The sequence below is a fragment of the Caballeronia novacaledonica genome (genome assembly GCF_900258035.1).
Taxonomy (GTDB): domain Bacteria; phylum Pseudomonadota; class Gammaproteobacteria; order Burkholderiales; family Burkholderiaceae; genus Caballeronia; species Caballeronia novacaledonica.
This window is the reverse complement of record NZ_OGTP01000008.1, coordinates 37,393-61,981: the sequence shown is the minus strand read 5'-3', so window position 1 is coordinate 61,981 and position 24,589 is coordinate 37,393. Positions and strand designations below refer to the sequence as shown.

Below are 24,589 nucleotides of genomic sequence, written 5' to 3'. Positions count from 1 at the left end.
AGGACATGTTTTCATCGACATATCGCGAGGCGCGTCGGCGATTTCTCGATACCGCCGCCGCCCGGCAACTTGCCGTCGATACGCGCGTGCTCGAAGGCGTCGATGGTCTCGAAGGCGAGACGCTCGCGACGGACGTCGTGCGTATCGGTCCGGGTCGGGCCGATGCGAAGCGCCTGCTCGTGCTCACGTCCGCGACGCATGGTGTCGAAGGCTTTTGCGGCTCGGGCGCGCAGATCGCGTTGATGCGTGACGAAGCATTGCCCGCGCTGATGGAGCAACTCGGCGTCGCGATGCTGCTCGTTCACGCCATCAATCCGTATGGCTTCTCGTATCTGAGCCGCACGACGGAAGGCAATGTCGATCTGAATCGCAACAGCGTGGATTTCGGCGGGCCGTTGCCGCAAAACCCCGGCTACGCCGAACTGCATGACCTGCTGGTTCCGGCGAACTGGCCGCCCGACGAAGCGAACGCGGCGGCGATTCGCGACTATATCGACACGCGCGGGCAATGGGCGTATCAGCAAGCGGTGACGACGGGCCAGTACACGCACGCGCGGGGCATGTTCTACGGCGGCGGCGAGACGGCGTGGAGCACGCGCACGATGCGCAATCTGCTCGCGGAATACGGCGAGACGTGCATGGCGATCGGCTGGATCGATTTTCATACGGGACTCGGGCCGAGCGGCTTCGGCGCGAAGATCTGCGTCGGCGATGTGGAGCGCGCGCGGCGCTGGTGGGGCGCGGACGTGACGAGCCCGTCGGACGGCACGTCGATCGCGGCGGATGTCGCCGGGCCTTTGCTCGATACCTTGCGGCAGACGTGCGCGCATGCCGCGATTGCATCGATTGCGATCGAGTACGGCACCGTGCCGCTCACGGACATGCTCGACATGCTGCGCGCGGATGTCTGGGTGCGCCATCACCCGGACGCGCCCGATGCGCTGAAGGCAGACATTCGCCGCCAGATCCGCGCGGCGTTCTACATCGATGACGATATCTGGCGCGGGATGATCGTCGGTCAGGCGCGGGCGGCGGTGTTGCAGGCGCTATACGGCCTGTCGCGCGAAGCGGGCGATTAACGCAGTTCGAGCCACATCGGCTGATGATCCGATGACCGGCTCGACTGATCCGCTTCGCATCCCGCGATGCGCGGCTTCAAATCTTCGGTGACGAAGATGAAGTCGCACGCGAACGGGCCGTCGGGCCATTGATCGTGATCGTACAGGCCGACGGTCGCGGCGCGCGGCTCGTTCGGATGCGCGCAGGTCCAGGCATCGACGAACGCGGGCGCATCGTCGACCGGTTCGAGCATCGCGCGATACGCCGAGTCGTCGAACGCGCTGTTGAAATCGCCGCAGATGATCGCGGAAACCGGCCGTGCTGTGTCGGCGAACGGGCTTGCCAGGCTTTCGGCCTTCGCGGGCCGGCGCGCGTGCGCGCATGCTTCGGCGTGCAGTTCGCGCAGGCGCGCGACTTGCGCGAGCCGCTGCTTCTCCGAATAAAACTCCAGATGCGTGCTGATGATGCGCAACGGACCGGCATCGGTGTCGATGACGGCTTCGAGCGCGACCCGCAGCATCGACGGCTTCGCGGGATCGGCGGGCCAGGGCAGCGAATGGCGCAGAACCTGACGCACCGGCAGACGGCTGACGATCGCGTTGCCGAATTGACGGCGCGCGACGCCGCCGCCAACGGGCGGCAGATCGGAGCCGATTCCGTCGATGACGGTCGCGCCGGGGATCAGCGCTTCGAGCTCCGCGAACTGATCGGCGGCGGGGTGGCCTTTGAGCCCGCCCGCCTGTTCGCTTTCGTGGAAGCCGCGCGTCACTTCCTGCAGACACAGGATGTCGAAATCGTGCAGCGCTTTCGCTTCCGCGACGATGCGCGCGAGATCGACGCGGCCATCGACGCCGCGTCCCCATTGAATGTTCCAGTCGACGAGTCGCATGGTTAGCCTCGGCGGTGCGTTGAACCAGCGTCACATATTCGTGTACGACGCGCACCAGCCCTTGCCGGCCACGAGCTTGCCGTTGAAAAGCGAGCAGCCGCCCCAGGCATCGCTCGATTTACCCTCGTACAGCGAGCAGTTCGCGCATGTCTGTCCTGCCGCGAAGTTGGGGTATTTCGCTTTGTCGACCTTCGTCGCGTCCTCCTTGTAGCCGACGGCGGCAGCCGCCGGATCGGATTCGCTCAAGTGCGGCGCATCGGCGCGGGCTCGCGTGAGCCATAGCGCCGTGCCCATGCCGATGCTGACAACCATGAAGCTGCGGCGGGACGTGTTCATTGTCGTGGACCGTTTTCTTGTCTGCGGGGAATGTCGTCGTGCGCTCTCGGGGCGCTAATCGAACGATACGCCGACGCACGCCGCCTTGCCCGAATCGCCGCGCTTGCCGTGCCACACGTTTGCGAAATCGAACGCGCGATCGGTTTTTTCGAGGCCGCTTTTCGCATTCTCCCGCAACGTGATGCCAACGTCGTTCATCGCGCCGCGCTAAACCTTTGCGCAAACGTGCCGTAAATCAGGCCAGAACGTGTTTGAAATTGCGTGAATCAACCCCGCGGCGCCCCGGCCGCGGCTCAATTCGAAGGAGAACCACCGTGAGTGATCTGGACTGGATGATGGCTGGCGTGTATATGGCGGCGCTCGTGTGCGGCACGCTTTTCATGAGCGTGCTCGCGCGCCGCAGCTTGAACAGGGTGGAGGATCGCGGCCACTGAGAACAGACATGCTGCCTGGGAGAACGCTCATCCAGGCCGCATCAGGACCGCGCGCCGTGAGCCGATAGTCATATCGGCGATCCGGCGCGCGGGAAACAGCGGTTATCGAATTACTGGAACAGCTTGATCGCCTGCGTGAGCGTGTTCGTGACGCCCCACGCAAGCGGAATCAGCACATACGCCCAGAACAGCAGAAGCAGCCCTTTGTTCGCGGGGTGCGCTTCCTGAGTATCGATGCGGGTATTCATCGCCAATCTCCTCTTTGACTTTTAGTTTGCCGTTTGCGCCGACGTGTCCATGTGATGCCTCTCATGCACGCGCGTCACGAGCAGATTGCAGATGAAGCCGATCACGAGCAGCACCGCCATGATGTGCAGCGTCATCGTGTACGCCTCCGCGCCGACGACGCCATGCGCCACCTGATACGCGCGCACGTAGTTGACGAGCACCGGACCCGCGACACCCGCCGCCGCCCACGCGGTCAGCAGCCGGCCGTGAATGCCGCCCACGAATGCGGTGCCGAACATGTCCGCGAGATACGCGGGAATGGTCGCGAAGCCGCCGCCGTACATCGACAGGATGATGCCGTACGCCAGCACGAACAGCGCGATATTGCCCGCGCCCGCGAACTGCGGGACGAGGAAGTACAGCACCGCGCCCAGCGCGAAGAACGCGAAGTAGGTGTTCTTGCGCCCGATCCAGTCCGACGCCGACGCCCACACGAAGCGCCCGCCCATGTTGAAGAGCGACAGCAGCCCGACGAAGCCCGCCGCCGCGCCCGCCGTGATCGACGCCTTGAAACTCTCCTGAATCATCACCGATGCCTGGCCGAGCACGCCGATGCCCGCCGTCACGTTCAGGAACAGCACGAGCCACAGCAGATAGAACTGCGGCGTCTTCAGCGCCTGATCGATATGCACGTGGTTCTTCGTGATCATCTTGCTGGCGGTCGCGGGCGGTGTCCAGCCAGCCGGCTTCCAGTCCGCCGGCGGGATGCGGATCACGAGTGCGCCGATCGTCATCGAGATGAAGTAGAGCACGCCGAGCACGACGAAGGTCTCGGCGACGCCCGCGCTCGTCGCGCTCTTGAAGTGGTTCATCAGCGCGACGGAGCCGGGCGCCGCGATCATCGCGCCGCCGCCGAAGCCCATGATCGCCATGCCCGTCGCCATGCCGCGGCGGTCCGGGAACCAGCGGATGAGCGTCGATACCGGCGACACATAGCCAAGGCCGAGCCCGATGCCGCCGATCACGCCATAACCGAGATACAGCAGCCAGATCTGATGCAGATGAACGCCGAGCGCCGAAACGAGAAAACCGCCGCCGAAGCAGCAGGCCGCGGTGAACATCGTGCGGCGCGGGCCGACCTTCTCCAGCCACTTCCCGGCGAACGCGGCGGACAAGCCGAGAAACACGATCGCGAGCGAGAAGATCCAGCCGAGCGTCGTCAGCGACCAGTCATCGGGCGCGGACTTCGTGATGCCGATGATCTTCGTCAGCGGCGCATTGAACACCGAGAACGCATACGCTTGCCCGATGCACAAGTGAACAGCCAGCGCGGCCGGCGGCACCATCCAGCGCGTGAAACCGGGCCGGGCGATGGTCGCCTCTTTGGAAAAGAAGTTTGTGGGGCCGTGCGCGGCCCCTTGATTGATGGTGCTGTTCATTGTGGTCTCCGTGGCGCGTCATGCATGCACGTGCGCGCGCATCGTTTGCTTGAGGTGCCGCGCCGGGGTCGCCGGTGCAAGCAGCCCGCCGTGGTCATGCGAGCGTCGATGCGGTTTGCATCTCAAGTTCGCAAGGCCATTTCACGCCACCCAAACATGCGATCAACCGACATATAAGTGCGACGCTTTGCCACGGCTGGCATGACCATAGACAACTGCGTAGGGCTTTGCAATATGAACACTCGTGCCATAAGCGTTTGCCCGAAGCGATTCATGCCCGCGCGGACGGCGGCGCGCTGTGCCGCATCGCTACAGCGCGGGGCACGTGTGCTGAATGTGAACAGATCACATCGACCTCGTAGAAACCCTCGCGATGCGTCCCGAACCCGCATCGCGACGAGGCTCGCACGCCGCTAGGAACGCCGCGCACTCGATGGCATGGAACTCGCAATCAAGAGCGTCCGGCGCCGGATATCGACAGTGCCGGCCCGTTCACGTCGACATGCGAGGAGCACATAGAAATGAATCACGCGGAGATGCAGTTCCTGAGCACCGAATACCCGTACAAGAAGCAGTACGGCAACTTCATCGGCGGCAAGTGGGTGCCGCCCGTGGGCGGTGAGTATTTCGACAACATCTCGCCGATCACCGGCGAGCCCTTCACGTCGATCCCGCGTTCGCGCGAAGCGGATATCGAAGCCGCGCTCGATGCCGCGCACGCCGCGAAGACCGCGTGGGGCCGGACCTCCGTCACCGATCGCGCGAACCTGCTGCTGAAACTCGCGGATCGCATGGAGCAGAATCTGTCGCGTCTCGCGGTGGCCGAGTCCATCGACAACGGCAAGCCGCTACGCGAGACCATGGCCGCCGACATTCCGCTCGCGATCGATCACTTCCGCTATTTCGCGAGCGCGGCGCGTTCGCAGGAAGGCGGCATCTCCGAGATCGATCACGATACGGTCGCGTATCACTTCCATGAGCCGCTCGGCGTCGTCGGGCAGATCATTCCGTGGAACTTCCCGATTCTGATGGCCGTGTGGAAGCTCGCGCCCGCGCTCGCCGCCGGCAACTGCGTCGTGCTGAAGCCGGCCGAGCAGACGCCCGCGTCGATTCTCGTGCTGCTCGAAGTGATCGAAGACATTCTGCCGCCGGGCGTGCTCAACGTCGTGAACGGCTTCGGTCTCGAAGCGGGCAAGCCGCTCGCGTCGAACAAGCGCATCGCGAAGATTGCGTTCACCGGCGAGACCACGACGGGCCGCCTGATCATGCAGTACGCGAGCCAGAACCTGATTCCCGTGACGCTGGAACTGGGCGGCAAGAGCCCGAACATTTTCTTCGACGACGTGCTGAACGCCGACGACAGCTTCTTCGACAAGGCGCTCGAAGGCTTCACCATGTTCGCGCTGAATCAGGGCGAAGTGTGCACGTGCCCGTCGCGCGCGCTGGTGCAGGAATCGATCTACGAGCGCTTCATGGAACGCGCGCTGAAGCGCGTCGCGGCGATCGCGCAGGGCCATCCGCTCGACACGAAGACGATGATCGGCGCGCAGGCTTCGCAGGAGCAACTGGAGAAGATCCTGTCGTACATCGATCTCGGCAAGCAGGAGGGCGCGGAATGCCTTTCCGGCGGCGAGCGCGCCGCGTTCGACGGCGAGTTGAAGAACGGCTACTACATCAAGCCGACGGTCTTCAAAGGCCATAACAAGATGCGCATCTTCCAGGAGGAAATCTTCGGGCCGGTGCTGTCGGTGACGACCTTCAAGACCGAGGAAGAGGCGCTCGAACTCGCGAACGATACGCTCTACGGTCTCGGCGCGGGCGTGTGGACGCGCGACGGCACGCGGGCTTATCGCTTCGGCCGCGCGATTCAGGCGGGACGCGTGTGGACCAACTGCTATCACGCGTATCCGGCGCACGCGGCGTTCGGCGGCTACAAGCAGTCGGGCATCGGACGCGAGAATCACAAGATGATGCTCGATCACTATCAGCAGACGAAGAACATGCTCGTCAGCTATAGCGACAAGCCGCTCGGCTTCTTCTAAGGCCTGCAAGGCCGCCGCGTTTTCCGGCGGCGGCCGTTTCGAACGACGGGGACATCATGAGCGAACAGGAAGTGCAGCGCGTGACCGCGACGCCCGCCGCGATCGACTTGATCGAAAAGCTCAAGACCGAGCACGGCGAGGTGCTGTTCCATCAATCCGGCGGATGCTGCGACGGCAGCGCGCCGATGTGCTTTCCGGTCAACGAATTCATGGTCGGCGGCTCGGACGTGAAGCTCGGCGCAATCGGCGGCGTGCCGTTCTACATGACCGAATCGCAGTACGAGTACTGGCAGCACACGCAGCTCATCATCGATGCCGTGCCGGGCAATGGCGGCATGTTTTCGCTGGAACGTCCGTCGGGTTTGCGCTTTCTCACGCGCTCGCGTTTATACAGCGACGAAGAGAACGCGTGGCTGGACAAGCATCCGGTCGAGCACGTGAGTTAAGACGTTCGATTCCATTTCGGCGGACGCTTCTCGATGAACGCCTGCGTGCCTTCGAGCGTGACGTCCTGCATCATGTTGCAGGCCATCGTTTCCGATGCGAGTGCATATGCAGCTTCGATGCCGGTTTCGAGTTGACGATAGAACAAACCCTTGCCCGCCGCGACCGCTTCGCGCGGCTTGGCGGCGATGGCCGCGGCAAAGAGGCGCACGGCATCGTCGAGTTCGCCTGGCGATGCGACGCGATTCACGAGGCCGCGTTCGCGCGCGGTCGCCGCATCGATGAAATCGCCGGTGACGAGCATCTCGAACGCCGCCTTGCGCGAGACGTTGCGTGACAGCGGCACGGCCGGGGTCGCGCAGAAGAGCCCGAGATTCACGCCCGATACGGCGAAACGCGCTTCGCTCGACGCCACCGCGAGATCGCACATCGCGACCAGTTGACAGCCCGCCGCGGTCGCGATGCCATGCACGCGCGCGATCACCGGCTGCGGCATGCGCTGGATCGTCAGCATCATGCGCGAGCAGCGCGCAAAAAGCTCGCGATAAGTATCGAGCGCGGGTTCCGCGCGCATCTCCTTGAGATCGTGGCCCGCGCAAAAGGCGCGCCCCGCGCCCGCGAGCACGACGACGCGCGCATCCGATCCGGCGATGTCCTTCAGCGCGCCTTCGAGCGCGTCGAGCAGCGCTTCGGATAACGCGTTGAACGCATCGGGCCGGTTCAGCGTCAGCTTGACGGCGCCATCGACGCCGAAAGCATTGCGCTCGATCAGTACGAGTTCGCTCATGTCGATGCGCTCCTCAAACGTCGATCGCCGCGACCGAGTTCGCGATCTTGCGTAACTCGAATTTCTGGATCTTGCCGGTGGAGGTTTTCGGCAACTCGCAGAACTCGATTGCGCGCGGCACCTTGAAGCCCGCGAGCTGCGACCTGCAATGCGCGATCAGTTCTTCCGCGCTCGCTTGCGCGCCCGGCTTCAGTTCGACGAACGCGCACGGCGTTTCGCCCCAGCGCGCATCGGGCTTCGCGACGACGGCCACCGCGAGCACGGCGGGATGGCGATACAGCACGTCTTCCACTTCGATGCTCGATATGTTCTCGCCGCCCGAAATGATGATGTCCTTGCTGCGATCCTTGATGCGCACGTAGCCGTCCGGATAGGCGACGGCCAGATCGCCCGTATGGAACCAGCCGCCGCGAAACGCTTCTTCCGTCGCGGCCGGGTTCTTGAGATAGCCCTTCATCGCGATGTTGCCGCGAAACATGATCTCGCCGATGGTCTCGCCGTCCGTTGGCACGCATTCCATCGAAAGCGGATCGCGCACGCACACGGCATCCTGCAGGTGATAGCGCACGCCTTGCCGCGCATTGAGCCGCGCGCGTTCGTGGACGTCGAGCCCGCTCCATTCGTCCTGATGCGCGCAGACGGTGGCCGGTCCGTAGACTTCGGTCAGCCCGTACACGTGCGTGAGGTGAAAGCCCATGCGCTCCATGCCTTCGATCATCGTGGCGGGCGGCGCGGCGCCCGCGACCATCGCATAGACTTTCTGGCCGATGCCGGCCTTCATTTCATCGGGTGCGTTGATGAGCAGGTTCTGCACGATCGGCGCGCCGCAATAGTGCGTCACGCCTTCCTTGCGGATCAAATCGAAGACGGTCTTGGCGTCGATCTTGCGCAGGCACACGTTCACGCCCGCGCGCGCCGCGACGGTCCACGGGAAGCACCAGCCGTTGCAATGGAACATCGGCAGCGTCCACAGATACACGGCGTGCGTCGGCATGTCCCATTCGAGGATATTGCTGATCGCGTTCGTGTACGCGCCGCGATGGTGATACACGACGCCCTTCGGATTGCCCGTCGTTCCCGACGTGTAGTTCAGGCAGATCGCGTTCCATTCGTCCGACGGCGGCGACCATTCGTATGCGGGATCGCCGCTCTCGAGCAGCGCCTCGTATTCGATGGCGCCGATGCGTTCGCCCGCGCCCGCGTACTGCGGATCGTCCACATCGATCACGAGCACGTTTTGCGGCACGTCTTTCAGCGCCTTCTTCATCACCTCGGAGAACTCGCGGTCGACCAGCACCGCCTTCGCTTCGCCATGCGTGAGCATGTAGGCGAGCGTGCCGGCGTCGAGCCGCGTGTTGAGCGCGTTGAGCACGGCGCCCGTCATCGGCACGCCGAAGTGCGCTTCGACCATTTCCGGCGTGTTCGGCAGCATCGCGGCCACCGTATCGCCGGCGCCGATGCCGCGCGCGACGAGCGCGGACGCGAGCCGCCGCGTGCGCGCATAGGTTTCGGCCCAGTTGCGCCGCACGTCGCCATGCACGACAGCGGTGTGCGCCGGATAAACGGACGCCGCACGCTCGATGAATTTGAGCGGCGTCAGCGCCGCGAAGTTGGCGGCCGTCTTGGGAAGGCCTTCGTCGTACATGTTGGCGGTCATGGTCATCTCCTCACGCGCGCATCCATTGAATAGCGTCAGTGTCGTTCATGTTAATTAGAAGATCGTTATCACGCGCGCAACTTACGTTAGCCTGACGCTGCCGCTCATGGTTTGCCCTGATCAGGCGAGGTCGTCGAGTTTGACGTCGAAGCCGCGCCTGACGCCCGGACGCGCGAAAAGCGCTTCGTACCAGCGCTTGACGTTGGGGAAATCGTCGAGCGAAACCTGATGACGTTCGTGCCGCCACGCCCAGCCGAGAATCGCGAAATCGGCCACCGACAACGCGCCCGCCACGTATTCCACCTGCGCGAGGCGCCTGTCGAGCACGCCATAGAGACGCCGCGTTTCATCGGAATAACGCTTGAGTGCATAGCGCCGGTCGCATTCCGCCTCGACCATGCGGAAGTGATGCACTTGTCCCGGCATCGGGCCGAAGCCGCCCATCTGCCACATCAGCCATTCGAGCACGGGCACGCGCTCGCGCATGCTCGCGGGCAGGAACTCGCCGGTTTTCTCGCCGAGATAGAGCAGGATCGCGCCGGATTCGAAGATGCTGATCGGCTGGCCGCCGGGACCGTCCGGATCGACGATCGCCGGAATGCGGTTGTTCGGGCTGATGCGCAGAAAATCGGCTGCGTGCTGCTCGCCCTTCGTGATGTTCACGGTCTTCACGGTGTAGGGCAGTTGCATTTCCTCCAGCGCGACGCTGATCTTGCGTCCGTTGGGCGTGTTCCAGGTATGCAGTTCGATGGTCATGGCGAGGCGTTCCGCTTCAGGTCAGTGCAGGCGACACATAACGCTGAAAGCCCGGGCGCTGCGTGATGCTCGCGTACCAGCGTTCGAGTTCGGGCAGCGCCGGCCGCACGAGCTCGGCGATGCCGAACCAGCGGCGCGCATACGCGGCGATGACGAGATCGGCAAGCGTGAACGTGTTGCCTTCGAGATAGTCGCGGCCTTTCAGATGCGCATCGATGACGCGCCAGAGCTTCTCGACTTCGCTCGCGGCGGCGGCGAGCGGCTTGACGTCGCGATCCGCCGGGCTCGTGCGGATATAGCCCCAGAAGACCGGACGCTCGGCGGGTTGCAGTGTGGAAAGCGCCCAGTCGAGCCAGCGATCCGCGCTTGCGCGGACTTTCGGCTCGGCGGGGTAGAGCGTGCTGTTCGCGCCGTATTGCATCGCGAGATAGCGGATGATCGAGTTCGATTCCCACAGCACGAAATCGCCGTCGACGAGCGTGGGCACGCGGCCCATCGGGTTCATCTCGAGATAGCCGGGTTCGTTGTTGCGCCCGAACTGCAGGCCCGCGTCGATACGGTCGTACGCGAGCCCCAGTTCATCGCAGCACCACAGCGCTTTTTGCACATTGACCGAGTTGGCTCTGCCCCAGATCGTCAGCATTCGATGTATTCCTTTTGTTGTGTCGCGTTGCGGGTCGAAGAAGTCAATCTTAGAGGGAGTCGGGGAGTTTCGCTGCGCTTGGGCTTTTTTGTCCGCCGGATATTGGTTTATGGCGTTGCCCCTGGGCGGGGCGGCAGTTACGTTCTTTGCTGCTGCAAAGAAGGCAGCTTTTATCGCGGGCGGCGCGGGGGCTTTTTGAGGCTTCGAAGGTGTGAGTGAAACTTGCTTTCGCGTCGGTTTATTAGCGTTGCCCCTGTGCGGGGCGGCAGTCACTTTCTTTGCTGCTGCAAAGAAAGTAACCAAAGAAACAGCTATCCCCAGCCTAAGCACTTCATGCCGACCGCGGCACAGGCGATTGACCGAATGGCCCCCAGAGTAGCGAGTGCCCTCACAAAACTCACGGGGCTTGGCTCGCGCACGGTCTGAACCATCGCATCACATAACAAACTGGTTCAGCACCAAATAGCTCCGGCCCGCTTCGCGGCCGACCGGTCAATCGGGTCTGCGTGCGCTTCCGTCCGAACGCTGCCATCTCACTGCATTCGCTTTTCGTTGGTTTCCCATGTAGACCCGGCGGCAGCGCGAAGCGCTGTGCCGATGCTATTTCGTGCTGAACCAGCGCGCTAAAACATGTGGTGCGGCAGACCGTGCGCGAGCCAGGCCCGGTGATTGTGATGAGGGCACTCTTTAGGCGAGTGCCAACTTGAGGGAGAAAATTGGCCAAGTTGCGTGTGACCGCGGGCCTGAAAAGCTGCTTTCTTTGGTTACTTTCTTTGCAGCAGCAAAGAAAGTGACTGCCGCCCCGCACAGGGGCAACGCTAATAGACCGACGCGAATACGGGATCCGGCGAAAACCCTCGAAGCCTCAGAACGCCCCCGCGCCGCGCGCGATAAAAGCTGCCTTCTTTGCAGCAGCAAAGAAAGTGACTGCTGCCCCGCACAGGGGCAACGCCAATAAACCGACACGAAAGCAAGTTTCACTCAAACCCTCGAAGACTCGACGTGCGCAGCAAATCCCGTCCGTCCCACGGCGAGTTCATCGCGCAGCATGAGATGCGGAATCGCATAATCGCCATGATTTTGCTTGCGAAACGCGATGGGCGCGTCGTCCCAAAGGCGGTCGAGCCGCTGGCCGAGCGCATCGTAGGTGGCGTGCAGACGCGCTTCATCCATGCGATGCGTCTCGTAGAGCACGAAAGGCGGCAGCACGTCGAAGCCGGGATAGAACAGCACGCCGTGCTGGATCGGAAACAGGATGTCGTCGATCGGTCCGTTGATGCCGCGCGGACTGTAATGCGATTCCCAGCCGCCCGTCGTGACCACGATCATCGCGCGCTTGCCCGCCATCAGGCCTTCGCCGTAGCGGTCGCCCCAATGCGTGTCGGAGTGCTCGCCTACGCCATAGCCGAAACCATACGCATACACGCGCTCGACCCAGCCCTTCATGATCGCGGGCATCGAGAACCACCACATCGGGAATTGCAGGATCAGGGCGTCGGCCCAGCGCAGCTTGTCCTGCTCGATTTCGATATCGCGGCTTTGCAGGCCGTTCTCGTATGCGTGCTTCGAATCGAGGCTCGCGTGAAACGGCGCGTCGCTCCTGCGCTCGCGCACATCGTTCGCGTCGAGCGAGGTTTTCCAGTTCATCGCGTACAGGTCGGAGACCTGCACTTCGTGGCCGCCGGCGCGCAGGCGCTCGACGGTGAATGCGTTGATGGCGCCGTTCAGCGAGCGGCGTTCGGGATGGGCATACACAATCAGCACTTTCATCTGGCATCTCCAGTTCGATTCAGGAATGATGGCCAGCTTAAAGTCCGCGCGGGTATATTGGAAATAAATAACTGAAATTGCAGGCATTGCCATGAATAATATCTTGCGAAGGCTCGATCTCAATCTGCTCGTCACGCTCGACGTCCTGCTCGCCGAGCAGAACGTCACGCGCGCCGCCGAGCGTCTTCATTTCTCGCAGCCATCCGTGAGCGTGCATCTCGCCAAGCTGCGCGATATCTTCGGCGATCCCTTGTTGCTGCCGGGGCCGCGCGGCATGCGGCCGACCGCCCGCGCCGAGAGTCTGCGCGAGCCCTTGCGTGAAGCGCTGATGTCGCTGGAGCGCGCGGTGTCGCCGGAAGCCGCATTCGATCCCGCGACCGCGCACAACACATGGCGCATCGCCGCCACCGACTACACCGAATCGACCGTGCTGCTGCCCGCGTTGAGCGGCTTGCGCGCGGCCGCGCCGCATACGCGCATCGCGGTGCTGGAGATCATGCCGCCGCGGCTCGCGAAGCAGGCAGAGAACGGCGAGATCGATCTCGCGTTTCACATCACATCGCCCGAGACCGCGGGCTTTCATGAGCGCGTGCTCTTCACGGAAAGCTATGTGCTCGTGGGACGCAAGGATCATCCGCGATTGAAACGCCGGCCTACGCTCGCGCAGTTCTGCGCGCTCGATCACGTGATCGTGTCGCCCGATGGCGGCGGGTTTTCCGGACCCACCGACGCCGCGCTCGCAGCGCTCGGCATGAAGCGGCATGTGGCGCTGTCGGTGCCGCACTTCCTGTTCGTGCGCTCCGTGCTCGCGACGACCGATCTCGTCTCGATGCAACCGCTCAGGCTCGCGAAGCATTGGCCCGAAATGCGATGCGTGGCGCCGCCCGTCGAAGTGCCCGGCTACGAGATGTCGATGTACTGGCACGAACGCGTGCATCGCGATCCGGCGCATCGGTGGCTGCGTGACTTCATCGCGCAAGCTGTCTGAAAGCATTGCGAATCATTGATGATCTTTTCGCATGACCGTCTTTATCGTTAGTACCGATTTAGCGCATGAAACGCGAGTGCTACTGTTTGTCGGCAAATCCTTAAATGCTGCATGGCGTCGCTCCACGATCGATTAGCGATTACAAAGAGGAGACCGATGATGTCAAAGGACAAGTCGCGGCGGGACATGCGTTCCGTCGTAGCAACGGGCACGGTGCTGGCGGGGCTGGGTCTTTCAGGCGCGGCGCACGCAGCAGGGGAGCCGATCAAGATCGGCGTCATCAGCGAAGAGTCCGCCGTGGCCGGCGCTTCGATCAGCAAGGCCGCGCAGCTCGCCGCGGAAGAGATCAACGCGAAGGGCGGCGTCGATGGCCGGCAGATCCAGATCATCGCGTATGACGATCACTCGTCGGCCTCGGACGGCGTGCGCGCGTTTCAGCGGGCCGCGAGTCAGGACAAGGTGGTCGCGATCATCGGCAGCTATATCAGCGAAGTCGCGCTCGCGATGGAGCCCTGGTCCGCACGCCTGAAAATGCCGTTCATCACGCCGGGCGCGGCGAGCAACGAAATCTCGAAGCGCGTTCACGACGACTACGCCAACTACAAGTACACCTTCCACGGCTGGATGACCTCGGCGTTCATCGCGCAATCGATCTGCGATTTCTCGCATGACGTGCTCGTCGGCGAGTTCAAGATGAAGACGACCGTGGTGATGAGCGAAGACGCTGCGTGGACCAAGCCGCTCGACGAACGCTACCTCGAATGCCTGCCGAAAGCGGGCCTGAAAGTGCTGGATCACATCCGCTTCAATCCGGACACGTCGGACTTCACGCCGATCTTCAACCAGATCGAGGCGAAGCATCCGGACACGATCACCACGGGCATCAGCCATGTAGGCGTTCAGCCGACCGTGCAATGGCACGATCAGCAAGTGCCGATTCCGATGTCCGGCCAAAGCTCGCAAGCCACGACGACGAGCTTCTGGAAGGACACTAACGGCGCGACCGAAGGCGTCATCACGGCATCGGCGGCGGCGCCGGGCGTGGCGATGACGCCCAAGACCGTGCCCTTCGTCGAGTCGTATCAGAAGCATTTTGCCGGCGTCTCGCCCGCTTATGACGGCTTCACGAGCTATGACCTCGTGTACATCATCGCCGATGCGATTCATCGCAACCAGGGCTCGACCGATCCCGACAAGATGGTCGATGCACTGGAGAAGACCGACTATGTCGGCACGATCGGACGCTGGCAGTTCTATGGCAAGAACGATCAGTTCACGCATGCGTTGAAGTACGGCGAAGGCTATATCACCGGCATCAACCTGCAATGGCAGAACGGCAAGCAAGTGGCGATCTGGCCGAAATCGGTGGCGAACGGGAAGCTCAAGTTTCCGGCCTTCGTGAAGGTGCAGGCGGCGGCGAACTGAACGCATTCCGGCGCATGTTGCGGGGACCGTTTCCACGTAGCCATCGACATAAGAGGCCGCCATGTTGCCATTGCAGATACTCATCGACGGCTTCGCGATCAGTTCGCTCTATGCGCTCGGCGCGATCGGCTTCACGCTGATCTTCGGCGTCTCCGGCGTGCTCAATCTCGCGCACGGCGGCGTGATGCTGATCGCCGCGCTGCTCGGCTGGGCGCTCGCCGGCGAAGCGGGACTGGGCACGTACCTCGGCACGCCGCTCGGCGTGATCTGCGGAATGATCGCCGCATACATCACGTATTTCATGGTGGTGCGGCCCATTCAACGTTCCGCCGCGATTCCGCGTGAAGAGAAGGAAATCTTCGTGCTGACGGGCACGCTGCTCTGGGGCATCATGATCCAGCAGGGCATGGCCTGGCTCTTCTCCGACAACCCCATCACCATGCGCCCGTTGATACCCGGCGTGGCGAGCATCGCGGGCGTGCGCGTGCCGTACAACGAAATCATGATCGCCGTGGTGTGCTGGGTCGTGATCGGCTTGTTGTGGCTCTTCGTGAATCGCACGAAAGCGGGCAAGGCGCTGCTCGCGGCATCGATGAATCCGCGCGGACTCACGCTGCTCGGCTTCGAGTTGTCGCGCATCTATCTGCTCGCGTGGACGCTCTACGGCGTGCTCGCGGGCATCGCGGGCGTGCTGCTCGCGTCGTTCCTCGGCGTGAGCACGAACAACACGGGGCAGCTCACGGCGAGCGCGTTTTCCATCGTCGTGCTGGGCGGTCTCGGGAGCGTCTCGGGTTCGCTGATGGCCGCGTATGTCGTGGGCTACCTGGAAACCGTCACCGCGTACCTCATCGCGCCGACGCTGCGGCCGCTGCCCGCGCTGCTGCTGCTCGTGCTCGTCGTGTATGTGCGGCCGCAAGGCTTTCTCGGACGGCGCTGATCATGAAAGACATCGCTCGCTCGCGTCTGACGATCTCCGCGATCCTGCTCGCAATCATCGCCGCGACGCTGCCGTGGTGGCTCACGGGATATATCCTCGGCGTGCTGACCGTCGCGTATTACTTCGGCGTCTTCGCGATGTCGTGGGACCTGCTCTTCGGCTTCGCCGGCGAGGTCAACTTCGGGCCGACCTTCCTGATCGGTCTCGGCGCCTATTCCGCCGCGATACTGAACGCGCACGCCGCCGCGCCGATACCGGTATGCGTGATGGCGGGCGGCCTCGTCGCGCTCGTCGGCGGCTTGCTGCTCGCGGTGCCCGCGTTGCGATTGCGCGGACCGTACTTCGGTCTCGTCACGCTCGTCGCCGTCCTGCTGTTGCAGAACGCGATCGTGATCTTCGCGGGCGTCACGGGCGGCGAGATCGGCATGATGGTGCCCGATGTGATGTCCGTCGATGCAGGCAACAACTACTGGATCGCGCTCGCGTTCCTGATCGTCTGCGCGATCATCCTGTTCGGGTTGTCGCGCTCGGCGATCGGTCTCATTCTGCAGGCGAGCGGGCAGGACACGGTCGGCGCGCAGGCGCTCGGCTTCAACGTCGTGAAGCACAAGCTCGCGGCGTTCTGCATCAGCGCGGTGTTCTCCGGCGTCGCGGGCGCGATGCTCGTGTTCTATCAGGGCACGGCGTCGGTAAGCACGGTGGTCGATATCGGCATCGGCGTGCAGATCATCATCGCGGCCGTGCTCGGCGGACGGCGCACGATTCTCGGCGCGGTGCTCGGCTCGATCTTTCTCATCGTCGCGGGCGAGTTCCTTAGGCCGCTCGGGCAGATCAACACGTTCGTGGTCGCGGCCGTCGCGCTCGCGGTCATCCTGTTCTTCCCGGATGGATTGCTCGGCAACATCCTGCGCGTGAGGGAGCGCGAATGAACGACTCACCTCTGCTCTCCGTGCGCGGGCTGACGAAGCGTTTCGGCGGGCTCGTCGCGGTGAAGGACATCGGCTTCGATATCCGGCCCGGCGAGATACTCGGTCTGATCGGCCCGAACGGCTCGGGCAAGTCCACGGTGATGAAGCTCATCATGGGCATCGAGCGGCCCAATGCGGGATCGATCAAGGTCGATGGCGTCGAGATGGCCGGCTGGCTGCCGCATCGCATCGCGCGCGCGGGCGTGGGTATCGTGTTTCAGCATTCGCGGCCGTTGCATCGGCAAACGGTGCTGGAGCACATCAAGCTCGCGCTGCTGCCCGATTCGCTCGTGAAGCTCGCCGCCGATCCGCATGTCAATCGGCGCGCGCGGCAAATTGCGGATCGCGTGGGTCTCGGCAAGGTGATGCATCGTCATCCCGCGACCTTGCCCTTCGCCGATCTGCGCCGCATGGAAATGGCGAAGGCGATCGCGCGCGACCCGCGCGTCGTGCTCGTCGACGAGCCTTTCGCGGGACTCACGCAGGCCGAGTCGGAAACCTTCTCCGAACTGATTCGCGGCTTTCGCGCGGAAGGGCGCGCAGTGCTGCTCGTCGATCACAACGTGAAGAGCCTCGCCGCGCTCGCGGATCGCGTGCTCGCGATGTATCTCGGCGAGTACGTCGCAGAAGGCACCGCCGACGAGGTGATGCAAAACGAAACCGTGCGGCGCGTCTATCTCGGCGGCAAGATCGAGGCGCGCGAGCGCGGCGCGGAAGTGGCGAGCAGCAAGCCCGCGATTCTGCAAGTCGATGATGTCGGCGTGCTGTACGGCAAGGCGCGCGCGCTCGACGGCGTGAACCTGCATGTGCGCGAAGGCGAGTTCGTGTCGGTCGTGGGATTGAACGGCGCGGGCAAGACGACGCTCTTCAACGCGATCTCGGGACTCGTGCCCTACGAAGGGACCATTCGTTATGGCTCGAAGGATCTGAAGGGCATGAGCGGCGCGGCGATCGCGCGCGGGGGCATCGTGCAATGCCCGGAAACGCGCGAGCTTTTCGGCGACATGACCGTGCGCGAGAACCTCGATCTCGGCGGCTACCATCTCTCCGACAAGCAGCGCGCCGATCAGCTCAAGTGGCTCTTCGAACTCTTTCCGATTCTCGAATCGCGTGAGAAGCAGACGGCGCGCACGCTCTCGGGCGGCGAACAGCAGATGCTCGCCATCGCTCGCGCGCTGATGATGCAGCCGAAGCTCCTCATTCTCGACGAGCCGACGCTCGGCCTCGCGCCGGTGATTCTGGAGCAACTGTCGAAGGCGATGGAACTGATGCAGAAGACCACGCCGATCACCGTGCTGCTCGGCGAGCAGAACGTCACGTTCGCGCTGCCGCATGCGGACCGGGTCTATGTGCTGGAACATGCGCGCATCGTGTGGGAAGGCAGTCCGTCACGCTTCGAAAAGGAGATGGGACGCGGCTTTCTCGAAGCGGTGCCGTCCGAGCCCGCGGAGGGGCTGCGGGCGAGAGCATGAGGCGTGCCTCGCGCAACCAAACAGCGAGCGCTGTTGCGTAAAACACCACACGTATTGCACGAACCGCGCAACGCGGCAATTGATGTGTTAAAAAACGCGTGCCTTCCTGCGTCACGCCGATGCTGCTTCCATTGAGACAGCGAACTGAAAGGCGACGCATCGAAGTCCGAAAAATCGCTAATAAATAGACGTTCCAACACATCATGAAGACAATTACATCGCGCGCCATTGCAGGGATGGGTGCATCGGTCATCGCGCTCGCCTGTCAGTCCGCCTTCGCGCAAAGCTCGGTCACGCTCTATGGCGTCGCCGACGTCAGCGTGCGTTATCTCACGAACGCCAACGCCAATAACGACGGCAAGGTGTTCATGACCAACGGCGCGATCACCAACAGCCGTATCGGCTTCAAAGGCACGGAAGATCTCGGCGGCGGCCTGAAGGCGATCTTCCGGCTGGAAAGCGGCGTGGAACTGGAGAACGGCCAGTACGCCGACAGCGCGCGCGCATTCAACCGCGCAGCGTATGTCGGTTTGTCGAACCAGTTCGGCACGCTGACGCTCGGCCGCCAGAAGACACCGCTCTTCGACATGCTCGGCGACACCTACGATCCGCTCACGGTCGGCAACTACTTCGAGAACGCATGGCTGCCCGTTGCACTGGGCGCGGGTCTCTACGCGGATAACGCGGTGAAGTACAGCGGCACGTTCGCGGGCCTGACGCTCGGCGCGATGTACTCGTTCGGCACGAACTACACGTCGACCGGCGCGGGCGGTTTCTCGGGTCAGGTGCCGGGCCACATGGGCGCGGGCAACATGTACGGCTTCACGGCGTCGTATGCGATGGGTCCGTTGTCCATCGGCGGCGGCTATCAGCAGAACAGCGACAACGCGTCGAACAAGCAGAAGATCTGGAACGCGAACGCGGTCTATACCATCGGCGCGGTGAAGCTCTATGCCGGCTATCTGCATTCGACCGACGACACCGGTTTCGTCGACAGCATCCTGCAGCAGCGCGGCCTCGTGTCGGGCACGGATATCCTGAAGGGCTCGGGCCGCCGCGACGACGGTCCGTTCGCTGGCATCACGTATCAGGTCACGCCGGCGCTGTTGCTCACGGGCGCGTTCTACTACGACCACATGAAGAACGCGGCCATCGGCGGCGGCGCGACGGGCAGCGGCAATCGCTACACGGGCGTCGCGCTGGCGGAATATGCGCTGTCGAAGCGCACGGAAGTGTATGGCACCGTCGACTTCAACAAGGTGACGGGCGCAGCCGATGTCGAATTGCCGGGCCGCTCGAATCAGACGGGCGTGTCGGTGGGCTTGCGCAACCTCTTCTGATCGCGCGTCAGCGCACGCGCAACGTGTAGCGCGTGCGCTGACGATACACCGCGTCAGGACGCAGGACGGCGCGCTCGCCGCCGTCCATGTTGATCTCGTCGGGAAAGCCGCCTGCTTCGAGACACAGCCCCGCGTGCTTGCGATAGCGCGAGCCATTGCGCGCGCTCACGCCCTCCAGATAATTCCCCGAATAGAACTGCAAGCCGCGTGCATCGGTGGCGACGCTCAGTTCGCGTCCGCTCGATGGATCGAACAGCACGGCGGCCGTGCGCGGTTCGTTCGCGCTTTCGTGCAACGCATAGCAATGATCGAAGCCGCCCGCGAGCGCGAATTGCGGATGCGATGCATCCAGACGCGCACCGATCGATGCGGACTCGCGCAAATCGAACACGCTGTTCGCGACCGCTTCGCGTGCGACGGGAATCGACGTTGCGTCGATCGCGAAATAAGTATCCGACGCAATCGATATTTCGTGATCGCGAATGCTCGCGTCGTTGCCCAGATTGAAGTACGCGTGATTCGTCAGATTGACGGGCGTGGGCGCATCGGTGCGGGCTTCGTAGTCGATGGATAACGTGCCGGCGTCGTCGAGTGCATAGCGCACGGTCACGTCCAGATTGCCGGGAAAGCCCGCCGCGCCCGCGGGCGAATGCAGCGTCATGACGAGCGCGTCATCGGCTGCACGCACGTTCCACATCTGCCGATGAAAACCCGCCGAGCCGCCATGCAGATGATTCGCGCCTTCGTTGCGCTCGATCTGATGCGCGATGCCATCGAGCACGAAGCGCCCGTCGCGGATGCGATTGGCCCAGCGCCCGATGATCGCGCCCATGAACGCGCTGCCGTTCAGATAATCGGCGGGCGCGTCGTGGCCGAGCAGCACATCGGCGAAACGGCCTTCGCGGTCGGGCGCGAGCCATGAAACGAGCGTCGCGCCCAGATCGCTGATTTCGATGCGCATGCCCGATGCATTGCGCAACGTGTAGAGATGCGCGTCGCCCCAGGGACGAACGCCGATGGAAGTCGAGGAAGTCATGCGCGCGATCATCTCACGAGTCGGCATGCTTCAAGGGCGCGCCGCGACTTCGTCGAGATGCAGCAGCAGGTCCGCCGGATCTTCATACACGCGCAAGGCGCCCGAGCGCTCCAGCTCGTCGCTGCCATAGCCGCCCGACAGCAGGCCGACGCCGAGCGAACGGCATCGACGCGCGGCCAGCATGTCCCAGATGCTGTCGCCGACGACGACCGTATGCTCGATCGGCACATTCAGTTTCGCGGCCGCCGCGAGGAAGAGATCGGGATCGGGCTTCGCGTACTTGACCATGTCGCGCGTGATGACCACCTGCTTCGACGGATCGACCCCCAACGCTTCGAGATTGACCTGCGCGGTTTCCATGCGTCCGCTCGTCGCGATGGCCCATTTGGTGCCGGCTTGCGTCAGCGCGGCGAGCAACTCACGCGCGCCCGGCAGCGGGCAGACCTGCGCGCGCAGCCGCTTGTACGCTTCCGCATGCAACTGTCGCAGCCGCTCGACGCGATCCGCGCTGATTTCGCCATGCGTCTCGCGCAGCAACTGATTGGTGAAGAGGCCGCCGCTCATGCCGATCTTGCGATGGATGCGCCACACGGACAGTTCGATTCCTTCGGCGTCGAGCGCTTCCTTCCACGCGAGCACGTGCTGATACACGCTATCGACGAGCGTGCCGTCCAGGTCGAACAGGAATGACGTTTCGATGCGCATGTTCCGCTCCCTTTTGAGTGTGCCGAAGTGACTTCATCATACGCACGATCGGGCGAGCGGACCGCCTCAGGTGCGATAATGGATGTTTGCGCCGCGCACGGGATGTGTCGCGGAATCCACGCACAAAGTCCCTGAATTTTGCATCAATCACGCATGACGGAGCTTATCTTGACCCGCATCGACAATCCCTCCCGCGATCAGGAGGCTGGCGTGGCCGACTCCACGCAGGACACGACCCGCATCGACGATACGCGCATCGGCGCCGTGCGTCCGCTGATCTCGCCGGCATTGCTGCTCGACGAACTGCCCGTGACGCCCGCCGTGCAGACGCTGGTCGAAGATAGCCGCGCGGCCATCGCCAACATCTTGCATGGCCGCGATGACCGGCTCGTCGTGGTCGTCGGCCCGTGTTCCATCCACGATCACGATCAGGCGATGGAATACGCGCAGCGCCTGAAGAAAGTCGCGGACCGCTTGCGCGACGATCTCTTCGTCGTGATGCGCGTGTACTTCGAAAAGCCGCGCACCACGGTGGGCTGGAAAGGCTATATCAACGATCCGCGTCTCGACGGCAGCTTCCGCATCAACGAGGGCCTGCGCCGCGCGCGCGAGCTTCTGCTCGACATCAGCGGCATGGGCCTTCCGACCGCGACGGAATTTCTCGATCTTTTGAGCCCGCAATACATCGCCGATCTGATCGCGTGGGGCGCGATCGGCGCGCGCACGACGGAGAGCCAGAGCCATCGTCAGCTTGCCTCGGGTCTCTCGTGTCCGATCGGCTTCAAGAACGGCACCGATGGCGGCGTGCAGGTCGCGGCGGATGCGATCGTCGCGGCACGCGCGAGTCACGCGTTCATGGGCATGACGAAGATGGGCATGGCCGCGATCTTCGAAACGCGCGGCAACGACGATTGCCACGTCATCCTGCGCGGCGGCAAGAACGGGCCGAACTACGACGCGCAAAGCGTCGCGGCGGCGTGCGGCGCATTGGCCAAGCTCGGCCAGCGCGAGCAGGTGATGGTCGATTGCTCGCACGCCAATTCGAACAAGTCGCATCTGCGGCAAGTGGATGTCGCGCAGGACATCGCGCGGCAACTGGAAGCGGGCGAGCGGCGCATCACCGGTGTGATGATCGAAAGTCATCTGGAAGAGGGTCGCCAGGATTTGCAGCCGGGCGTGCCGCTCAAGCACGGCGTGTCGATCACCGACGCGTGCCTCGGCTGGACGCAGAGCGAGCCGGTGCTCGAACTGCTTGCGCAAGCGGTGAGAAAGCGTCGCGCGGGCTGACCGACGCGGCGTCGAAGCGAGGGGCGCGAGCGAAGCACCAGGAGAGTGCATCGCTTCACAAAAGCTTCATTCAAGTTGTCGCGGAGCGGGCCGTTAATGTGCCGATAGCCCGTTCAAGCGAATAAAAGGCCCATGTCCCTCAGCCTATGCGTCCCCGAGACTTGCAGCATCCGGCAGCTCATTGCAGCGAATGCGTTGACGGCGGTGTTTCAGCCTATCGTGCGTCTCGTGGATGGCGAGATCATCGGCTATGAAGGCCTGATTCGCGGGCCTGCCGGCACCGCGCTCGAATCGCCCGCGGCGCTCTTCGAGCAGGCCGCGCACGAGCGGCACAGCATCGCGCTCGAACAGGCGGCGGCGCGGGCCTGCATCGCCGCATTCGCGCGGCTCGCGCGCACCGGGCTTCTCTTCGTGAACTTCAGCGCGGCCGCGCTCGAATCGGGCATCGACGAATGCGAAGCGCCGGGCGATCTCGCGCGGGAAGGCGGGCTCGACGCGAAGCGGCTCGTCGTCGAGTTGACGGAGCAAAGCGTGATCGCCGATGCCGAGCGCTTCGGCGCGAGAGTGCGCGCGCTGCGTGCGTCCGGTCCGCAATTCGCGCTCGACGACTACGGCAGCGCAAATGCGTCGATGAATCTGTGGGTGCGGCTCGCTCCGCACTACGTGAAGATCGACCGCTTCTTCGTCGCCGATATCGCCCGCGATCCGCTCAAGTTCGAAGCCGTGAAGGCGATGGTCTCGTTCGCCGAGGCGAGCGGCGCGTTGCTGATCGCGGAGGGCATCGAGACCGAAGCGGATCTGGAAATCGTGCGCGATCTCGGCATTGCGTGCGCGCAGGGCTATCTGCTCGGCCGGCCCGCGGCCGATCCCGACGCGCGCCTGCCCGAAGCGGTCGCGAACGCGCTGCGCTCGGAGCAGATTTCGGTGTATCCGGCGCGCACGCGCACGAGCGCAACCGCCGACATGAACGCGGTGCTGCTCGAACGCATGCTCGTCGAAGCGCCGACGCTCTCGGTGAAGTCGCGCAACGACGATGTCGTGCGCCTCTTCAACGCGATGCCTTCGCTGCACGCGGTCGCGATCGTCGACGCGGGCAGGCCGGTCGCGCTCATCAATCGCCGCTCGTTCATGGATCAATACGCGCTGCCGTATCACCGCGAGGTGTTCGGCAAGCGGCCGTGCATGCAGTTCGCCAATCTGACGCCGCTCGTGGTCGAGCGCGGTTCGACGCTGGAGCAGATCGCGCGGCTGTTCGCCGATGACGATCGGCGCGATCTGTCGGATGGCTTCGTCGTCACGGATGGCGGCGTTTACGCGGGACTCGCGACGGGCGCGAGCATGGTGCGCGCGGTCACCGAAGTGCGCGTCGAAGCGGCGCGCTATGCGAATCCATTGACGTTTTTGCCGGGAAATGTCCCGCTCAATTCGCATATCGACAGGCTGATCGCGAATGGCTCCGCGTTCGTCGCGTGTTATTTCGATCTGGATCACTTCAAACCCTTCAACGATCGATACGGCTACTGGCAAGGCGATGAAGTGCTGAAGGCGACGGGCAATACGCTCGCCTCGGTTTGCGAACCGACACGCGATTTTCTGGGTCACGTCGGCGGGGATGATTTTCTGGTGCTCTTTCAGAGCGACGACTGGCGCGAGCGCGTCGAGCGGGCGATGGAAACGTTCAACGAACTCGTGAAGCGCTTTTATGCGCCGGTGGAGCGGATCGCGGGCGGCATCCACGGTGAAGACCGGCTGGCGCGTCCGACGTTCTATGGGTTCGTGAGGTTGTCGGCGGGGGCGGTGTGCATCGAGCCGGGCGCGGCGCGCGGCAGTGCGCATGTGAGCACCGTCGCCGCCGTGGCCAAGCGGTGGGCCAAGGAGCATGCGAGCGGGTTCGCGGTGCTCGAACTCGCGGAGTTCGATGCGGGCGTGATGTAACCGCCTCGACGG

23 protein-coding genes are annotated in these 24,589 nt (G+C 63.6%); 11 read left to right on the top strand and 12 right to left on the bottom strand.

The features are described from left to right. The first annotated feature begins 5 nt into the window (after positions 1-5). The gene (locus NOV72_RS13840) at positions 6-1,079 is read left to right on the top strand and encodes a M14 family metallopeptidase (protein WP_106855172.1); all 1,074 of its coding nucleotides are present in this window, start codon (positions 6-8) and stop codon (positions 1,077-1,079) included. Here NOV72_RS13840 and NOV72_RS13835 read toward each other — a convergent pair. The 5 genes from NOV72_RS13835 to NOV72_RS13820 all read right to left on the bottom strand — a co-directional run bounded on the left by NOV72_RS13835 (position 1,076) and on the right by NOV72_RS13820 (position 4,385). After that, a complete protein-coding gene (locus NOV72_RS13835; protein WP_106855171.1) occupies positions 1,076-1,948 on the bottom strand; it encodes an endonuclease/exonuclease/phosphatase family protein in 873 nt (290 codons plus the stop codon). The genes NOV72_RS13840 and NOV72_RS13835 overlap by 4 nt on opposite strands. A gap of 30 nt (positions 1,949-1,978) precedes the next feature. Continuing rightward, entirely contained in the window at positions 1,979-2,284 is a 306-nt protein-coding gene (locus tag NOV72_RS13830) for a high-potential iron-sulfur protein (RefSeq protein WP_106855170.1), read from the bottom strand. Between the two features lie 54 nt (positions 2,285-2,338). Further along, positions 2,339-2,482, bottom strand: coding sequence for a hypothetical protein (locus NOV72_RS32290; RefSeq protein ID WP_181291038.1), 144 nt, complete (start codon positions 2,480-2,482; stop codon positions 2,339-2,341). 346 nt (positions 2,483-2,828) lie between these two features. Further along, the gene (locus tag NOV72_RS13825) at positions 2,829-2,966 is read right to left on the bottom strand and encodes an MFS transporter small subunit (protein WP_106855169.1); all 138 of its coding nucleotides are present in this window, start codon (positions 2,964-2,966) and stop codon (positions 2,829-2,831) included. A 21-nt stretch (positions 2,967-2,987) separates the two neighbouring features. Next, positions 2,988-4,385 (bottom strand): L-lactate MFS transporter, encoded by a 1,398-nt coding sequence (locus NOV72_RS13820; protein ID WP_106855168.1) that lies wholly within the window; start codon positions 4,383-4,385, stop codon positions 2,988-2,990. A gap of 521 nt (positions 4,386-4,906) precedes the next feature. On the opposite strand from NOV72_RS13820, the gene adh reads away from it, so the two are divergent. Beyond that, complete coding sequence (adh, locus tag NOV72_RS13815) at positions 4,907-6,427, top strand: aldehyde dehydrogenase (RefSeq protein WP_106855167.1); 1,521 nt, start codon at positions 4,907-4,909, stop codon at positions 6,425-6,427. A gap of 56 nt (positions 6,428-6,483) precedes the next feature. Beyond that, entirely contained in the window at positions 6,484-6,873 is a 390-nt protein-coding gene (locus NOV72_RS13810) for a DUF779 domain-containing protein (protein ID WP_106855166.1), read from the top strand. On the opposite strand, the gene NOV72_RS13805 is transcribed toward NOV72_RS13810, so the two are convergent. The 5 genes from NOV72_RS13805 to NOV72_RS13780 form a co-directional block, all read right to left on the bottom strand. Next, the gene (locus NOV72_RS13805; RefSeq protein ID WP_106855165.1) at positions 6,870-7,658 is read right to left on the bottom strand and encodes an enoyl-CoA hydratase; all 789 of its coding nucleotides are present in this window, start codon (positions 7,656-7,658) and stop codon (positions 6,870-6,872) included. The two genes, NOV72_RS13810 and NOV72_RS13805, sit on opposite strands and share 4 nt — an antisense overlap. A 13-nt stretch (positions 7,659-7,671) precedes the next feature. Beyond that, positions 7,672-9,315: an acyl-CoA synthetase gene (locus tag NOV72_RS13800; RefSeq protein WP_106855333.1), complete on the bottom strand. Its 1,644-nt coding sequence runs from the start codon at positions 9,313-9,315 to the stop codon at positions 7,672-7,674. A 120-nt stretch (positions 9,316-9,435) separates the two neighbouring features. Continuing rightward, positions 9,436-10,071 (bottom strand): glutathione S-transferase family protein, encoded by a 636-nt coding sequence (locus NOV72_RS13795; RefSeq protein WP_106855164.1) that lies wholly within the window; start codon positions 10,069-10,071, stop codon positions 9,436-9,438. Between the two features lie 16 nt (positions 10,072-10,087). After that, entirely contained in the window at positions 10,088-10,714 is a 627-nt protein-coding gene (locus tag NOV72_RS13790; RefSeq protein ID WP_106855163.1) for a glutathione S-transferase family protein, read from the bottom strand. A gap of 981 nt (positions 10,715-11,695) precedes the next feature. Then, complete coding sequence (locus NOV72_RS13780) at positions 11,696-12,484, bottom strand: NAD(P)H-dependent oxidoreductase (protein ID WP_106855161.1); 789 nt, start codon at positions 12,482-12,484, stop codon at positions 11,696-11,698. A 91-nt stretch (positions 12,485-12,575) separates the two neighbouring features. Between NOV72_RS13780 and NOV72_RS13775 the strand changes: the two genes are divergently transcribed. The 6 genes from NOV72_RS13775 to NOV72_RS13750 all read left to right on the top strand — a co-directional run bounded on the left by NOV72_RS13775 (position 12,576) and on the right by NOV72_RS13750 (position 19,614). Then, complete coding sequence (locus NOV72_RS13775; protein WP_106855160.1) at positions 12,576-13,472, top strand: LysR family transcriptional regulator; 897 nt, start codon at positions 12,576-12,578, stop codon at positions 13,470-13,472. 159 nt (positions 13,473-13,631) lie between these two features. Beyond that, complete coding sequence (locus tag NOV72_RS13770; RefSeq protein WP_106855332.1) at positions 13,632-14,897, top strand: ABC transporter substrate-binding protein; 1,266 nt, start codon at positions 13,632-13,634, stop codon at positions 14,895-14,897. 61 nt (positions 14,898-14,958) lie between these two features. After that, positions 14,959-15,834, top strand: a complete 876-nt coding sequence (locus NOV72_RS13765) for a branched-chain amino acid ABC transporter permease (protein WP_106855159.1) — start codon at positions 14,959-14,961, stop codon at positions 15,832-15,834. 2 nt (positions 15,835-15,836) lie between these two features. Beyond that, entirely contained in the window at positions 15,837-16,763 is a 927-nt protein-coding gene (locus tag NOV72_RS13760; protein ID WP_106855158.1) for a branched-chain amino acid ABC transporter permease, read from the top strand. Beyond that, the gene (locus NOV72_RS13755) at positions 16,760-18,274 is read left to right on the top strand and encodes an ATP-binding cassette domain-containing protein (RefSeq protein WP_106855157.1); all 1,515 of its coding nucleotides are present in this window, start codon (positions 16,760-16,762) and stop codon (positions 18,272-18,274) included. The genes NOV72_RS13760 and NOV72_RS13755 overlap by 4 nt, the downstream gene beginning before the upstream one ends. Positions 18,275-18,477: 203 nt before the next feature. After that, positions 18,478-19,614 carry a porin gene (locus NOV72_RS13750; RefSeq protein WP_106855156.1) on the top strand — a complete coding sequence of 379 codons (1,137 nt, stop codon included), beginning with the start codon at positions 18,478-18,480 and terminating at the stop codon, positions 19,612-19,614. A 7-nt stretch (positions 19,615-19,621) separates the two neighbouring features. Here the strand turns inward: NOV72_RS13750 and NOV72_RS13745 are convergent, their stop codons facing one another. Next, positions 19,622-20,650, bottom strand: a complete 1,029-nt coding sequence (locus NOV72_RS13745) for an aldose epimerase family protein (RefSeq protein ID WP_245933033.1) — start codon at positions 20,648-20,650, stop codon at positions 19,622-19,624. A gap of 30 nt (positions 20,651-20,680) precedes the next feature. Then, on the bottom strand, positions 20,681-21,355 hold the full coding sequence (locus NOV72_RS13740) for an HAD family hydrolase (protein ID WP_106855154.1): 675 nt from the start codon (positions 21,353-21,355) through the stop codon (positions 20,681-20,683). A 168-nt stretch (positions 21,356-21,523) separates the two neighbouring features. Here NOV72_RS13740 and NOV72_RS13735 point away from each other — a divergent pair, with 168 nt between their 5' ends. Together NOV72_RS13735 and NOV72_RS13730 are read left to right on the top strand one after the other, a co-directional pair. Next, a complete protein-coding gene (locus NOV72_RS13735) occupies positions 21,524-22,642 on the top strand; it encodes a 3-deoxy-7-phosphoheptulonate synthase (RefSeq protein ID WP_106855331.1) in 1,119 nt (372 codons plus the stop codon). Positions 22,643-22,774: 132 nt separating this feature from the next. After that, positions 22,775-24,577, top strand: coding sequence for a GGDEF domain-containing protein (locus tag NOV72_RS13730; RefSeq protein WP_106855153.1), 1,803 nt, complete (start codon positions 22,775-22,777; stop codon positions 24,575-24,577). Positions 24,578-24,589 lie beyond the last annotated feature (12 nt).

What these genes read in the sequence shown, in the direction of transcription:
- NOV72_RS13840 (WP_106855172.1), top strand. Translation starts at nt 6, where the DNA reads ATGTTTTCATCGACATATCGCGAGGCGCGTCGGCGATTTCTCGATACC.
- NOV72_RS13835 (WP_106855171.1), bottom strand. Translation starts at nt 1,948, where the DNA reads ATGCGACTCGTCGACTGGAACATTCAATGGGGACGCGGCGTCGATGGC.
- NOV72_RS13830 (WP_106855170.1), bottom strand. Translation starts at nt 2,284, where the DNA reads ATGAACACGTCCCGCCGCAGCTTCATGGTTGTCAGCATCGGCATGGGC.
- NOV72_RS32290 (WP_181291038.1), bottom strand. Translation starts at nt 2,482, where the DNA reads ATGAACGACGTTGGCATCACGTTGCGGGAGAATGCGAAAAGCGGCCTC.
- NOV72_RS13825 (WP_106855169.1), bottom strand. Translation starts at nt 2,966, where the DNA reads ATGAATACCCGCATCGATACTCAGGAAGCGCACCCCGCGAACAAAGGG.
- NOV72_RS13820 (WP_106855168.1), bottom strand. Translation starts at nt 4,385, where the DNA reads ATGAACAGCACCATCAATCAAGGGGCCGCGCACGGCCCCACAAACTTC.
- adh (WP_106855167.1), top strand. Translation starts at nt 4,907, where the DNA reads ATGAATCACGCGGAGATGCAGTTCCTGAGCACCGAATACCCGTACAAG.
- NOV72_RS13810 (WP_106855166.1), top strand. Translation starts at nt 6,484, where the DNA reads ATGAGCGAACAGGAAGTGCAGCGCGTGACCGCGACGCCCGCCGCGATC.
- NOV72_RS13805 (WP_106855165.1), bottom strand. Translation starts at nt 7,658, where the DNA reads ATGAGCGAACTCGTACTGATCGAGCGCAATGCTTTCGGCGTCGATGGC.
- NOV72_RS13800 (WP_106855333.1), bottom strand. Translation starts at nt 9,315, where the DNA reads ATGACCGCCAACATGTACGACGAAGGCCTTCCCAAGACGGCCGCCAAC.
- NOV72_RS13795 (WP_106855164.1), bottom strand. Translation starts at nt 10,071, where the DNA reads ATGACCATCGAACTGCATACCTGGAACACGCCCAACGGACGCAAGATC.
- NOV72_RS13790 (WP_106855163.1), bottom strand. Translation starts at nt 10,714, where the DNA reads ATGCTGACGATCTGGGGCAGAGCCAACTCGGTCAATGTGCAAAAAGCG.
- NOV72_RS13780 (WP_106855161.1), bottom strand. Translation starts at nt 12,484, where the DNA reads ATGAAAGTGCTGATTGTGTATGCCCATCCCGAACGCCGCTCGCTGAAC.
- NOV72_RS13775 (WP_106855160.1), top strand. Translation starts at nt 12,576, where the DNA reads ATGAATAATATCTTGCGAAGGCTCGATCTCAATCTGCTCGTCACGCTC.
- NOV72_RS13770 (WP_106855332.1), top strand. Translation starts at nt 13,632, where the DNA reads ATGTCAAAGGACAAGTCGCGGCGGGACATGCGTTCCGTCGTAGCAACG.
- NOV72_RS13765 (WP_106855159.1), top strand. Translation starts at nt 14,959, where the DNA reads ATGTTGCCATTGCAGATACTCATCGACGGCTTCGCGATCAGTTCGCTC.
- NOV72_RS13760 (WP_106855158.1), top strand. Translation starts at nt 15,837, where the DNA reads ATGAAAGACATCGCTCGCTCGCGTCTGACGATCTCCGCGATCCTGCTC.
- NOV72_RS13755 (WP_106855157.1), top strand. Translation starts at nt 16,760, where the DNA reads ATGAACGACTCACCTCTGCTCTCCGTGCGCGGGCTGACGAAGCGTTTC.
- NOV72_RS13750 (WP_106855156.1), top strand. Translation starts at nt 18,478, where the DNA reads ATGAAGACAATTACATCGCGCGCCATTGCAGGGATGGGTGCATCGGTC.
- NOV72_RS13745 (WP_245933033.1), bottom strand. Translation starts at nt 20,650, where the DNA reads ATGACTTCCTCGACTTCCATCGGCGTTCGTCCCTGGGGCGACGCGCAT.
- NOV72_RS13740 (WP_106855154.1), bottom strand. Translation starts at nt 21,355, where the DNA reads ATGCGCATCGAAACGTCATTCCTGTTCGACCTGGACGGCACGCTCGTC.
- NOV72_RS13730 (WP_106855153.1), top strand. Translation starts at nt 22,775, where the DNA reads ATGTCCCTCAGCCTATGCGTCCCCGAGACTTGCAGCATCCGGCAGCTC.